Annotated in this window: 10 protein-coding genes and 1 tRNA gene; 9 read left to right on the top strand and 2 right to left on the bottom strand. The window is 73.1% G+C overall.

Going from position 1 to position 12,912, the window contains the following annotated elements; translation table 11 throughout:
- Nucleotides 1–170 precede the first annotated feature (170 nt).
- The 8 genes from F8R89_RS12635 (at nucleotide 171) to F8R89_RS12600 (ending at nucleotide 9,807) form a co-directional block, all read left to right on the top strand.
- Complete coding sequence (locus F8R89_RS12635) at nucleotides 171–1,778, top strand: dynamin family protein (RefSeq protein WP_151784070.1); 1,608 nt, start codon at nucleotides 171–173, stop codon at nucleotides 1,776–1,778.
- A 3-nt stretch (nucleotides 1,779–1,781) separates the two neighbouring features.
- A complete protein-coding gene (locus tag F8R89_RS12630) occupies nucleotides 1,782–4,013 on the top strand; it encodes a YfjP family GTPase (protein ID WP_151784069.1) in 2,232 nt (743 codons plus the stop codon).
- A gap of 288 nt (nucleotides 4,014–4,301) precedes the next feature.
- The gene (locus tag F8R89_RS12625; RefSeq protein ID WP_151784068.1) at nucleotides 4,302–4,769 is read left to right on the top strand and encodes a single-stranded DNA-binding protein; all 468 of its coding nucleotides are present in this window, start codon (nucleotides 4,302–4,304) and stop codon (nucleotides 4,767–4,769) included.
- Between the two features lie 261 nt (nucleotides 4,770–5,030).
- Nucleotides 5,031–6,449, top strand: coding sequence for a Cys-Gln thioester bond-forming surface protein (locus F8R89_RS12620; RefSeq protein WP_151784067.1), 1,419 nt, complete (start codon nucleotides 5,031–5,033; stop codon nucleotides 6,447–6,449).
- A 184-nt stretch (nucleotides 6,450–6,633) separates the two neighbouring features.
- Nucleotides 6,634–6,708, top strand: a tRNA-Trp gene (locus F8R89_RS12615).
- Nucleotides 6,709–7,018: 310 nt separating this feature from the next.
- The gene (gene ettA / locus F8R89_RS12610; RefSeq protein WP_151784066.1) at nucleotides 7,019–8,683 is read left to right on the top strand and encodes an energy-dependent translational throttle protein EttA; all 1,665 of its coding nucleotides are present in this window, start codon (nucleotides 7,019–7,021) and stop codon (nucleotides 8,681–8,683) included.
- A 6-nt stretch (nucleotides 8,684–8,689) separates the two neighbouring features.
- The gene (locus F8R89_RS12605) at nucleotides 8,690–9,118 is read left to right on the top strand and encodes an acyl-CoA thioesterase (protein ID WP_151784065.1); all 429 of its coding nucleotides are present in this window, start codon (nucleotides 8,690–8,692) and stop codon (nucleotides 9,116–9,118) included.
- Entirely contained in the window at nucleotides 9,115–9,807 is a 693-nt protein-coding gene (locus tag F8R89_RS12600) for a hypothetical protein (RefSeq protein WP_151784064.1), read from the top strand. The genes F8R89_RS12605 and F8R89_RS12600 overlap by 4 nt, the downstream gene beginning before the upstream one ends.
- Nucleotides 9,808–9,837: 30 nt before the next feature.
- Here the strand turns inward: F8R89_RS12600 and F8R89_RS12595 are convergent, their stop codons facing one another.
- A complete protein-coding gene (locus F8R89_RS12595) occupies nucleotides 9,838–10,251 on the bottom strand; it encodes a globin (protein WP_151784063.1) in 414 nt (137 codons plus the stop codon).
- A gap of 98 nt (nucleotides 10,252–10,349) precedes the next feature.
- On the opposite strand from F8R89_RS12595, the gene F8R89_RS12590 reads away from it, so the two are divergent.
- Nucleotides 10,350–11,336, top strand: coding sequence for a methyltransferase domain-containing protein (locus tag F8R89_RS12590; RefSeq protein ID WP_151784062.1), 987 nt, complete (start codon nucleotides 10,350–10,352; stop codon nucleotides 11,334–11,336).
- 122 nt (nucleotides 11,337–11,458) lie between these two features.
- Here F8R89_RS12590 and F8R89_RS12585 read toward each other — a convergent pair whose 3' ends face one another.
- A complete protein-coding gene (locus F8R89_RS12585) occupies nucleotides 11,459–12,829 on the bottom strand; it encodes an FHA domain-containing protein (protein ID WP_151784061.1) in 1,371 nt (456 codons plus the stop codon).
- Nucleotides 12,830–12,912: the final 83 nt, after the last annotated feature.

The following is a 12,912-nucleotide window of genomic DNA, read 5'->3' as shown; positions in this document are numbered from 1 at the left end:
CAGGTACGAATCGTGCACTGCTTTTGGCCTCTCGCGCACCGGGTGTTGTGCACTCGTTATGCCTGGACTATGCCTCTGTCCCGGTCGCCCCTTCCGTCCCTTGTGTCCTATCGGCACGCAGACATGGCCATATGCTTCAGAAATCCCCTAAAATTGGGCATTCTTCGCATGTGGTGACCTTGGACGTACGGCCTCAGCTGCTCGACGCACTTTCCGCCCTGCGCGACCGTGTCGCGGCCGCACGCTTCCCGCTGCCCCTGGCAGGGGCGCCACGCGCGCGTGCCAACCGTGACGAACTGCTCGCCCAGCTCGACGACTATCTGGTGCCCCGCCTCAGAGAGCCCGAAGCGCCGCTCCTGGCCGTGGTGGGCGGGTCCACCGGCGCCGGCAAGTCGACGCTCGTCAACTCCCTCGTCGGCCGGCGCGTGACCGAAGCGGGGGTGTTGCGACCGACGACCCGCACCCCGGTGCTGGTCTGCCATCCGGAGGACCATCACTGGTTCAGCGGAATGCGTGTCCTACCCGACCTCACGCGCGTGTGGGCCCCCGAACAGGACCCGGCCGAGGAGCTGATGCCGCCCGGTGAGGAGGCCGAGCGCGTCCTGCGGATCGAGACCGCGGACACGCTCCCGGCCGGCCTCGCCCTCCTCGACGCGCCCGACATCGACTCCCTGATCGCGGACAACCGCGCCCTGGCCGCCGAGCTCATCTGCGCGGCCGACATCTGGATCATGGTGACGACCGCCGCCCGGTACGCCGACGCCGTGCCGTGGCACCTGCTGCGCACCGCCAAGGAGTACGACGCCACCCTCGTGACCGTCCTGGACCGGGTCCCCCACCAGGTCGTCGCCGAGGTGTCCCGGCAGTACGGCGCCCTGCTCACCAAGGCCGGGCTCGGCGAGGTGCCCCGCTTCACCGTCCCGGAACTGCCCGAGTCGGCCTGGGGCGGCGGACTGCTCCCGGCCACCGCCGTGGCGTCGCTGCGCACCTGGCTCACCCATCAGGTCCAGGACCCGGCGGCCAGGACCCACGCCATGGCCCGTACCGCCAACGGCCTGCTCGACTCCCTCAAGGCCCGCATGCCCGAGCTGGCCGGTGCCGCGGCCGCCCAGTACGCCGCCGCGCTCCGGCTGACCGGCGCGGTCGACGCCGCGTACGACAGCGAGTACGCACGCGTGCGTGGCCGTCTCCAGGCCGGTGCCGTGCTCGCCGGCGACGCCCTGAAGCGGTGGCGGGCCTTCCCCCTCGACTGCACCGCCGGGGAACTCCTCGACTCGCTCGTCGAAAGCCTCAGCACCCTGCTGCTGTGCGCCGTCACCGCCGCCGACGAGCGTGTCGACGACGCCTGGCGGCGCGAACCGGCGGCCGGCGCGCCCGAGCTGACGGCCCGGGACCCCAAGCCCGAGAGCGTGGAGCACCGCATCGGCGTGGCGGTACGGCGGTGGCGCCGGGAGCTGGAGGAGTACGCCGAGGACGAGGTCACCGAGCTCGACCGCAGCGTCGCCCCGGACCCCGAGGTCGTCACCGCGCTCGTCGCCACGGCGCTGCTCGGCGGGCGCCGGGCACGGTCCGCCGGGGAGGGGCTCGCCGAGCGGATCGGGGCCCACGGGGCGCTGCGGCTGCGCGACCGCGCCGGACGGCTGCTCAACGAGCACCTGGACCGGGTCATGCTCAGCGAACGTGAGCGCCGCCTCGCCCCGCTCGACGCCCTGGAGGTCCATCCCGACCCCCAGGCCGAACTCATCGCCGCGTTGTCCGTACTGCAGAAGGAGAGGTGACCGGTGACTGCCGTCACTGACCAGGACCACACGGAACACGCCGATCAGCAGGAGGACGGGGGCCACACCGGCCACGGAGGCCACGGCGTCGCCGGAGAGAGCGCCCCGCGCGGTGCCTCACCGGCGGACGGCCTCCCTGCCGGGGGCACGCGCGCGGTGGACCGGCCCGGTGCGGACGACGCCGGCGGCCAGGAACCGGAGCGGCGCAAGCTCTGGAGGAAGCCCCTGAAGCGGGAGGTCCCGGCGGGCGGCGGGCCCACGGACGACGGCCACACGCGTGTGGCGGCCGACAGCGATCCCGCGCGCGGGATCGCCGTAGAGGCACGGGGTCGTACGGCCGTCGAGACGCCGGAGTCCGAAGGTGCTCCCGGCCAGCCCGTCGGCGTACCCGAGCCCGGGGGGCGGCCGGAGGCAGAACCGACGTCCGCGCGGAGCGAAACCGCGCAGGGTGCCGGCGGATCGTCCTCGGCACACACGGCTGCCGACGGCTCCCCCTCCGGAGCGTCTCCCGCAGGGGGCACGGACTCCTCGACGCCCTGGGACGACGGCCTGATCGCGCGGCGCGTCAACGAGACGACCGGCACCGAGCAGACCGCGATCATGGAGCCCCGCGTCTCCGTGTCGCCGCACGCCGTGACGCCGCTCGCCTACGACGGGCCGCTGCGCTCCCGGCTCGACGCCCTGCGTGAGCTCGTCGGCCTGTCCCGTGCGCGGCTCGACCACCGGACGCTCTCCGAGGCCGGACGGGTCCTCGACGAGGCGGCCGCTCGCCGCAGGCTGTCCGGGCAGCACACGGTCGTCGCCCTCGCGGGTGCGACCGGCAGTGGCAAGTCCCAGCTGTTCAACGCGCTCGCCGGCGTCACGATCTCCGAGACCGGCGTACGGCGGCCGACGACCTCCTCGCCGCTCGCGTGCAGCTGGAGCGACGGCGCGGCGGGGCTCATCGACCGCCTCGGCATCCCGCCCCGGCTGCGCCGCCGGCCCGCGCAGAACGCGGCGGCCGACGGCCAGCTGCGCGGACTCGTGCTGGTCGACCTGCCGGACCACGACTCGGCGGCCGTCCAGCATCGCGAACAGGTGGACCGGGTGCTGGGGCTCGTGGACGCGGTCATCTGGGTGGTCGACCCGGAGAAGTACGCGGACGCCGTACTGCACGAGCGTTATCTGCGGCCCATGGCCGGACACGCCGAGATCATGTTCGTCGTCCTGAACCAGGTCGACCGGCTGCCGGGGGAGGCGACCGACCAGGTCCTCGACGATCTGCGGCGGCTCCTCGACGAGGACGGCATCGCGCTGGGCGAGCACGGGGAGCCGGGTGCCGTCGTGCTCGCGCTCTCCGCGCTGACCGGGGAGGGCGTCGGCGATCTGCGGGACGCGCTCGGGCAGTTCGTGGCGGAACGGGGTGCCGCGGCGCGCCGGATCGCCGCCGACGTGGACTCCGCCGGGTGGCGGCTGCGGCCGGTCTACGCGGCGAGCCGGCGGACGGGTCTCAGCGAGGAGGCGCGGGACGAGTTCTCCGCCCGGCTCGCCGACGCCATCGGAGCCACCGCGGCGGGCGAGGCCGCCGAGCGGGCCTGGCTGCGCCACGCCAACCGCGCGTGCGGGACGCCCTGGCTGCGGCTGTGGCGGTGGTACCAGGACCGGGGCGAGTCGACGACCGGACGGCTCTCCCCGCGCGTCCAGGCGGACGAGGAGGCCACGGCACGTCAGCGGGTCGAGCAGGCGGTGCGGACGGTCGCGGAGCAGGCGTCGGCCGGGCTTCCCACACCCTGGGCGCAGGCCGTGCGTGAGGCGGCCGTACGGGGTGCCCAGGGGTTGCCCGAGGCGCTGGACGACCTCGGGGCGAGGGCCGGACTGCCGCCCGGGCGGCCGCCGCGGCCGGGCTGGTGGCCGGCGGCCGTGCTGGTGCAGGCGTCCATGACGATCCTCCAGGTCGTCGGCGGGCTCTGGCTGGCGGCGCAGATCATCGGCGTCACGGCGCCCAACCTGGGCGTGCCGGTGCTGCTGATGGTGGCCGGCATCATCGGCGGGCCGCTCGTCGAGTGGGGGTGCCGGATGGCGGCCCGCGGACCCGCGCGACGCTACGGCCAGGAGGCGGAACGGCGGTTGCGGGAGGCGGCGGCCGGGTGCGGGCGGGCCCGGGTGCTGGATCCGGTGGCGGCGGAGCTGCTGCGGTACCGGGAGGTCCGGGAGCAGTACGGGAGGGTGATGGGGGTGGGGTCGCCGGCGAGGTGACCCCGGGCGGCTGGGCCGATGGGCGGCGCGGGAGGTCACCCACACGAGTGCCGGAGATATCCACAGCTCCGGCCGTGGTCCACAGGGCTCAGCGGGCTCGGCCCGACGGAGGCAGTCTGGCTCCGCGGCGATCGCGACGGACGAGTTCGGTCGCGATCGGCCGCGGCGCCGGCGGCGTACCCCGGATGTACCGGGGCGTGCCGCCGGCAGGCCGGACGCAGCCGTACGGGACGGGCCCGTACGCGTTTCGGCCCGGCGCACAGGGGCCGGGCCCGGGAGGGGTTCGTGATGAACGAGACGATCATCTGCGCGGTGGGGAACGTGGCGACGCAGCCGGTGTACCGGGAGCTGCCGACGGGGCCGTCGGCGCGGTTCAGGCTGGCGGTGACCTCGCGGTACCTGGACCGGACGAAGAACGAGTGGACCGACGGGCACACCAACTTCTTCACGGTGTGGGCGAATCGGCAGCTCGCGACGAACGCGGCCGCGTCGCTGAACGTGGGGGACCCGGTGGTGGTGCAGGGCCGGCTGAAAGTGCGGTCGGACGTCCGCGAGGGGCAGAGCTGGATGTCGGCGGACCTCGAGGCGACGGCGATCGGACACGATCTCGCGCGGGGCACCTCGGCGTTCCGGCGGGCGTCGAGGCCGGAGCCGGGCGCCGCCACGGCGACCGCGCAGCCCGAGCCGGAGTGGGAGACACCACCGCCCGCGGTGCCGGAGAGTCAACAGGCGGAAGACGCCGTGGCAATGACGTGAGGGCAGTCACAGGCCCGAGCTGACCGGACTGCGGCTTATCGATGAATGCGCGCCGAACGACCCCGGTGGATTTGTCGATAAGCCCTGCCCGCAAAGGATCTTGGCGATAACGATTGCGAGTCGGATCGGCCGTCCGGCGGGATCCCGGGGAAGCGTGGTGCGCCGCGTACCTAGGATGCCGGGCATAGCTCACGGGGCTTCTGATTCTGCTGGTGGGACCGTACCCCCCACGTCAACGGGTCCTGCTCGAAGGGGAATTTAGTGTTTGCTGCGTTCTCCGCGCTGTCGGTGCGCGGGCGAGGGGCGGCCCGTTTCGCCGCCACGACCCTGGTGTCCGGACTGGTCGCCGCCTCCGTGGCGGTCGGCGCCGGCACCGCCGCGGCCGACAGCGCGACGCTGAACCAGGGCGGGGCGACCGCCACCATAGGCGGCCTGAAGACGTACGGTGCCGCGGTCGTGCACACCGACTCCGGTGACCAGCAGCTCTCGGCGGGCCTGTTCGAGATGTCCGTCGACGGCGGTGGCGCCCTCCAGACGTACTGCGTCGACATCCACAACCCCACGCAGCGCGACGCGAGATACCACGAGACCCCCTGGAACAGCACGTCGCTGGGCGCCAACAAGGACGCGGGCAAGATCCGCTGGATCCTGCAGAACTCCTACCCCCAGGTGAACGATCTCGCCGCGCTGGCCGACCGGGCCGGGGTGGACGGCGTCCTCACCCAGCAGGACGCGGCCGCCGGCACGCAGGTCGCCATCTGGCGCTACTCGGACGGTGTGGACGTCGAGGCGGTGGACCCGCAGGCCGAGCGGCTCGCGGACTACCTGGAGGCGAACGCGCGGAACACGGCCGAGCCCCGGGCGTCCCTGACGCTCGACCCGCCCGCGGTCTCCGGTCACCCCGGTGAGCGGCTCGGTCCGGTGACGGTGCACACGGACGCGGCCAGCGTGTCCGTGGCGCCGCCCGCGGATGCCGCGACCAGCGGGGTGCGGATCGTGGACCGGGACGGCGAGGCCGTCACCTCGGCCGTGGACGGCAGCCAGCTGTTCTTCGACGTCCCCGAGGACGCGGCGGACGGTCAGACCGACCTGACCGTGCAGGCCTCGACGACCGTGCCGGTCGGACGCGCCCTGGCGGCGGACAACCGCAGCCAGACGCAGATCCTCGCGGGTTCCAGTGAGTCGACCGTCTCGGCGACGGCGAGCGCGACCTGGGCGAAGACCGGCGCCATACCGGCACTGTCCGCGGTGGAGAACTGCGACAAGGGCGGCGTGGACATCACCGCGTCCAACAAGGGCACCGAGGCGTTCACCTTCGAACTGCTCGGGATCGAGTACACCATCGCGGCCGGCGAGTCGCGCACGGTGACCGTCCCGCTGCAGGAGGACCAGGCGTACGACTTCACGATCCAGGGACCGGGCGGCTTCCAGAAGCGGTTCGCCGGCGTGCTGGACTGCATGACGCGGGCCGGCGAGGCTGACGCGGCGGGCAGCACCACCCAGACCCTGAGCGAGCCGACGCCCGTGACGGTCGGTTCCCCGCCCGACGACACCAACCTCGCCGCGACCGGCGGCTCGGACATGACCCCGCTCATCGCCGGCCTCGCGATCGGCCTGGTCGTGATCGGCGGCACGGTCCTGGTGGTCCTCCGCAAGCGGGAAGCCCGGACGCAGGGCTGAGCCCACAGGCGGCCTGCGGCCCCGCAGGGGAACGCAGGCCGCGGATCGGTCGCGCCGGGTGGATGGGCGCTCCCGAAACCGGGACGCGACCGGGTGCACGGGAGTGGCCTCGCCGGCCAGTCAAAGCTCGGCGTACGGAAGCCGGGTCTCTCCGAAATGCACTGGGCCAGGATCCCCGCCGGGCGAAGCCGTAGCGCAGAGGTCGTCGCGCGCGGTCTCCAAAATCGCGAGGACGCCGGTTCGAATCCGGCCGGCTTCGTCCGTGCCGACATCCCTCCTTGGACACCGTGCTCGCATGACGCCGGAGCCGACGCGAAGACGGCAGCGCTGACGGCAACGACTGCGGACGCCAGCGGCTGGTCGGCTGGCTTGCCGTCGTGACCGATGACGTTGAGACGGTTCCCGAGCGCGACCAACCGCGACCGGCAGTGACACATCTGCCGTCGGGGCGGTGGAAAACTCCCAGGTCAGCGGCGCTCAGCCCTACGCGTTTCCGCACAGGGGTGGCGGTGCGGCAAGATGGGGTGTATCTGCCCACTGCCTGATTTCAAGCTGCCGGACGGTTTCTCTTGGCTGAGTTCATTTACACCATGCGCAAGGCGCGCAAAGCGCACGGCGACAAGGTGATCCTCGACGACGTCACCCTGAACTTCCTCCCTGGTGCGAAGATCGGCGTCGTCGGCCCGAACGGCGCCGGCAAGTCGACGGTTCTGAAGATCATGGCGGGCCTCGAGCAGCCGTCGAACGGTGACGCGTTCCTGTCTCCCGGCTACACCGTCGGCATCCTGCTGCAGGAGCCGCCGCTGAACGAGGAGAAGACCGTCCTGGAGAACGTCCAGGAGGGTGTCGCCGAGATCAAGGGGAAGCTCGACCGCTTCAACGAGATCGCCGAGCAGATGGCGACCGACTACTCGGACGCGCTGCTGGAGGAGATGGGCAAGCTCCAGGAGGAGCTCGACCACGCCAACGCCTGGGACCTCGACGCCCAGCTCGAGCAGGCCATGGACGCCCTGGGCTGCCCGCCCGGCGACTGGCCCGTCGTCAACCTCTCCGGTGGTGAGAAGCGCCGCGTCGCGCTCTGCAAGCTGCTGCTGGAGGCGCCCGACCTGCTGCTCCTCGACGAGCCCACCAACCACCTCGACGCCGAGTCGGTGAACTGGCTGGAGCAGCACCTCGCCAAGTACGAGGGCACCGTCGTGGCCGTCACCCACGACCGGTACTTCCTGGACAACGTCGCGGGCTGGATCTGCGAGGTCGACCGCGGCCGGCTGCACGGCTACGAGGGCAACTACTCCAAGTACCTCGAGACCAAGCAGACCCGTCTCAAGGTCGAGGGCCAGAAGGACGCCAAGCGGGCCAAGCGCCTCAAGGAAGAGCTCGAGTGGGTGCGCTCCAACGCCAAGGGGCGCCAGGCCAAGTCCAAGGCGCGTCTGGCCCGCTACGAGGAGATGGCCGCCGAGGCCGACAAGATGCGGAAGCTGGACTTCGAGGAGATCCAGATCCCGCCGGGCCCGCGGCTGGGCAACGTCGTGGTCGAGGTCAACAACCTCACCAAGGGCTTCGGTGACAAGCTGCTCATCGACGACCTGAGCTTCACGCTGCCGCGCAACGGCATCGTCGGCGTCATCGGCCCGAACGGCGCCGGCAAGACCACGCTGTTCAAGATGATCCAGGGGCTCGAGACGCCCGACTCCGGTTCGATCAAGGTCGGCGAGACCGTCAAGATCTCGTACGTCGACCAGAGCCGCGAGAACATCGACCCGAAGAAGACGCTGTGGGCCGTCGTCTCCGACGAGCTGGACTACATCAACGTCGGCCAGGTCGAGATGCCGAGCCGCGCGTACGTCTCCGCGTTCGGCTTCAAGGGCCCGGACCAGCAGAAGCCGGCCGGTGTGCTCTCCGGCGGTGAGCGCAACCGCCTGAACCTCGCCCTCACCCTGAAGCAGGGCGGCAACCTGCTGCTCCTCGACGAGCCGACCAACGACCTCGATGTCGAGACGCTCTCCAGCCTGGAGAACGCGCTGCTGGAGTTCCCCGGCTGCGCCGTGGTCGTCTCCCACGACCGGTGGTTCCTGGACCGAGTGGCCACGCACATCCTCGCCTACGAGGGCGAGTCCAAGTGGTTCTGGTTCGAGGGCAACTTCGAGTCGTACGAGAAGAACAAGATCGAGCGGCTCGGTGCCGACGCCGCCCGTCCGCACCGCGCCACCTACAAGAAGCTGACCCGGGGCTGATCGATCTTGCGGCACCTCTACCGCTGCCCACTGCGCTGGGCGGACATGGACGCGTACGGCCACGTCAACAACGTGGTGTTCCTCCGCTATCTGGAGGAGGCCCGTATCGACTTCCTGTTCCGCCCGGAGAAGGACTTCCAGCAGGGGTCCGTGGTGGCGCGCCACGAGATCGACTACAAGCGGCAGCTCGTCCACCGGCACACCCCGGTCGACATCGAGCTGTGGGTCACGGAGATCCGGGCCGCGTCCTTCACGCTCACCTACGAGGTGAAGGACGGGGACGTCGTCTACGTCCGGGCGTCGACGGTGATCGTGCCGTTCGACTTCGAGGCGCAGCGGCCGCGCCGGATCACCGCGGAGGAGCGGGAGTTCCTCCAGGAGTACACGGACGACGGCCGGGAGAAGGCCGGCGAGGAGGAGGCCGTCGCCGCATGACGGTGCTCCAGCTCGCCGACGAGGGGGAGGCGGCGGATCTCGCGGCCTTCCTCTCCCGGCTGCTGCACTACGACCGCGGCGCCGCCGTCCGCCTCCAGGCGGCCGGCACGGCCCTCGCCGTGTTCGGGCGGCCGCCCTCCTTCGAGGTGCTGGCGATCCGCGCGGTGCGGCTGGCCAAGCCGTACGAGAACGGCCTGGACGTCACGCTGGACGTGACCGTCTCGGCCGGCGAACTGCTGGAGTCCGTCGACGAGTCGGCGGCGACGGCCGGCGTCCCGGCGGCGGTCACCGGCCCGCCCTGGGCCGGGGTGCTGCCCCCGCGCGGCGGCTGGCGGCACGAGCCGGGGCTGCCGGCGCCGGACTCGCTGCACACGCTGGTGGGCGCGGCGGTCGCCGAGTTCCGCTCCCGCACCGGGGAGTTGCCGCCCGAGCGGCGCACCCGGGCCGAACTCGACCGGATCGGGCGGGACATCTGGTCCCGTACGGTCGGCGACACGGGGCTGCCCGTGCGGGCCGTCCACGCGGCGCAGTCCCTGGGCTTCCTGCGCGGCCGCGCGGACGCACCGGCGCAGGACCAGCCGCCGGTCGGGCTCTTCTCGTCGGGTGCCTGGCTCCGGCTCCGCACGCCCTTCGGGTCGATCGCCGTACGCCGGGCCGGGCTCGGGGCGCTGGACGTCAGCGTCCGCTGATCACGGCGCCCCGGGGCCCCAGGGGCGCGGTCAGCCCGCCGTGTTGACCATGGACGCCGCCGCGTACGTCAGGTATTTCCACAGCGTGCGCTCGTGCTCCTCGGAGAGGCCGAGCTCGTCGACGGCGACCCGCATGTGCTTCAGCCAGGCGTCATGGGCCGCGCGGTCCACGGTGAACGGGGCGTGGCGCATCCGCAGCCGGGGGTGGCCGCGGTTCTCGCTGTACGTGTTGGGGCCGCCCCAGTACTGGATCAGGAACAGGGTCAGACGCTCCTCGGCCGGGCCCAGGTCCTCCTCCGGGTACATGGGCCGCAGCAGCGGGTCCTCGGCCACACCCTCGTAGAAACGGTGGACGAGGCGGCGGAAGGTCTCCTCCCCGCCGACCTGCTCGTAGAAGGTCTGCTCCTGAAGCATGCCGCGCCGAATCTCATTCACATCGTCCATGGTCTCAGACGCGGAGACGGAGGACTCCAGGCTTAGGACCTGCCGTCCGGACGGGCGGGGCGGTCGCCGCCGGGCGGGTTCCGCAGGACAGTGGACTTATGGGCGCGCAGGTTTCCGACGAGGACCTCGACGAGCTGGCCGTCTCGGCGCGGGCCGCGCTGGTGCGCGAGATCGAGCGCAGCGGGGCGTGGGACGCCGACCCGGTGTGGCGGGACGCCTTCGAGCAGGTGCCCCGGCATCTCTTCGTGCCGTACTACTACGTCGGCGTCACCGGCGGCTACGAGCGGCGCTGGGGCGAGAGCCCGGACCCGGCCGCGCGGGCCCGCTGGATGCGCGGGGCGTACGCCGACACCCCGCTCGCGACCCGCCTGCGCGACGGCGAGCTGCTCTCCTCCAGCAGCCAGCCGTCCCTGATGGCGATGATGCTGGTGGCGCTGGGGGTGGCGGACGGGCACCGGGTGCTGGAGATCGGCACCGGCACCGGTTACAACGCCGCCCTGCTCGGGCACCGGCTCGGCGACGACGACCTGGTCACCACCATCGACCTGGAGCCCGAGATCACCGAGTGCGCGCGACGGCATCTGGAGGCCGCCGGCCACCGTCCCGCCGTGGTGACGGGCGACGGGGCGCGCGGGGTGCCCGAACGCGCCCCCTTCGACCGGATCATCGCGACCTGCACGCTGCCGTCCGTCCCGCGGGTCTGGCTCGCCCAGTGCCGCCCCGGCGCGCGCGTCCTGACGCCGTTCGCCACCGGACTGGTCGCGCTGACCGTGGCGGACGCCGGGCACGCCGAGGGGCGCTTCCTGGCGACGCCCGCCTACTTCGTGCCGTTGCGCGGGGCTTCCCGGTCGGAGCCGGAGCCCGTCGAGGTGGGTGGGCTGCCGCGCGGCGCCCGGGACCACGAACTGTTCCGCTTCCTGCTGGCGCTGACCCGGGGCGGGCTCGACCCCCAGGAGGCGTACGCGCTCTGGGAGCGGGAGGACCGGCCGCGGCGCGAGCGGTACGGGATCACCGTGCGCGGCCAGCGCTCGTGGGCCTGGCTGGACGACCCCGAGGGGCCGTACGCCTGGCCGCTGCCCGGCTGAAGCGCGTCCACGGGGCAGGCGGCGGCCGTACAGGGGCGAAGGGGCGCGTACATGACGAAGGGGCGGCCGTACGGCTCGAAGAGGCCGTACGGCCGCCCCTGCGGGCGTGCCGGGCGCGCGGGTCAGCCGCGCCGGATCGTGATCGTCGTCCAGGCCCCGACGTGCACCCGGTCGCCGTCCTGGAGCGGGACGGGGACGAAGGGCTGGATCGGGTCCTCGGAGTTGTTCACCGTGGTGCCGTTCGTCGAGTTCTGGTCGACGACCGCCCAGGTGCCGTCCGGCTGCTGGACGAGCACCGCGTGCTGGTGCGAGACGCCCGGGTCCTCCGGCGGCACCGACAGGTCGATGTCGGGGGACTCGCCGGTGGAGTGCCGGCGGCGCCCGATGGTGACCTGGTTGCCGGTGAGGGTGCGCTGCTGCTCGGGCGAGTACGCGGGCAGGTTCAGACCCGCGGCCTCCGGGCCGGAGCGCTGCATCATCGCCATGAAGTACTCGCGGTCCGGGCCGATGGTCGCCGTCCAGGCCGCCGGCTGCTGCTGGTAGCCGGGACCGGGGGGCGGGGCCTGCCCGGGGCCAGGCTGCGGGTAGCCGTAACCGCCCTGTCCGGGACCGCCCGGCGCGCCCTGTCCGGGGCCGCCCGACGGAGGGGAGATCACCCAGTCGTCCCCGCCGCCGCCGAAGGACGGGCCGCCCTGCTGCGGGCGGTTGCCCTCCTGCGGGAAGCCGGGCGGGGCCTGCGGGGCCGAGGGGCCGGGACCGGCCGGGTGGAACGCCTGCGGGGCGCCACCGCTCGCGCCGGGGCCGGGCTGCGTGGGGGCGGGCGGCGGGGGAGCCTGCCGCGAGGGGTCGCCGAAGCCACCGGGACCACCGGGACCGCCACCGGGACCACCGGGGCCGCCCGGACCGCCACCGAAGCCGCCAGGGCCACCGGGGCCGCCATGGCCGCCGGGACCCCCGGGCCCACCGGGACCGCCCTGGCCGCCGCGGCCCGGGCCGCCCGGCCCCTGCGGGTCCGCGCCGAACGGCGGGATCGGCTCCGCGGGGCGGTTCACCTGGGACGGGCGCGAGCCCTGGTAGTCGTAGGAGTCACCGCCGCCGAACGACGGCGGGGGACCGGACTGCTGCTGGAAGTGCGAGGGCAGGCCGGGGCCGCCGGGCGCCGGGGGGCGCGGGGCGGCGGGCGTGTACGAGGTCGCCGTGTTCGTCAGGAAGTTCCACCGGCACTCCTCGCAGAACGGCGCACCGCCCTCACGGGGCGTGCGGCACTGCGGGCAGAGCTCGGGCTCCGGACGGCCGGGCATGGGCGGGCGCCCACCCTGCTGCTGGCCGGGGTGACCACCGGGGCCGCCGGGGCCACCGGGCGGCGGGAAGCCGTAGCCGCCGGCGGGCGGGGGCGGCGGCGGAGGGGGAGGTACGGCACCGGCCATGCGGTGACCGCAGACCTCGCACCAGTCGTCGGAACCCGACTGGTGTCCGTTCGGGCAGGTCGGCATGTCGGCGCTTCCCCCTCTCCTTTCCGGTCGTTCCCGACCGGATTTCTTCCCACCCCGAGGGGCCAGGCTCGCTGCTTCTACTG

It is taken from the genome of Streptomyces sp. SS1-1 (assembly GCF_008973465.1).
Classification (GTDB): domain Bacteria; phylum Actinomycetota; class Actinomycetes; order Streptomycetales; family Streptomycetaceae; genus Streptomyces.
Note: the sequence above shows the minus strand (reverse complement) of the source record. Positions and strands in the feature narration are given on the sequence as shown.

What these genes read in the sequence shown, in the direction of transcription:
- F8R89_RS12625 (WP_151784068.1), top strand. Translation starts at nt 4,302, where the DNA reads ATGAACGAGACGATCATCTGCGCGGTGGGGAACGTGGCGACGCAGCCG.
- F8R89_RS12600 (WP_151784064.1), top strand. Translation starts at nt 9,115, where the DNA reads ATGACGGTGCTCCAGCTCGCCGACGAGGGGGAGGCGGCGGATCTCGCG.
- F8R89_RS12595 (WP_151784063.1), bottom strand. Translation starts at nt 10,251, where the DNA reads ATGGACGATGTGAATGAGATTCGGCGCGGCATGCTTCAGGAGCAGACC.
- F8R89_RS12590 (WP_151784062.1), top strand. Translation starts at nt 10,350, where the DNA reads ATGGGCGCGCAGGTTTCCGACGAGGACCTCGACGAGCTGGCCGTCTCG.
- F8R89_RS12585 (WP_151784061.1), bottom strand. Translation starts at nt 12,829, where the DNA reads ATGCCGACCTGCCCGAACGGACACCAGTCGGGTTCCGACGACTGGTGC.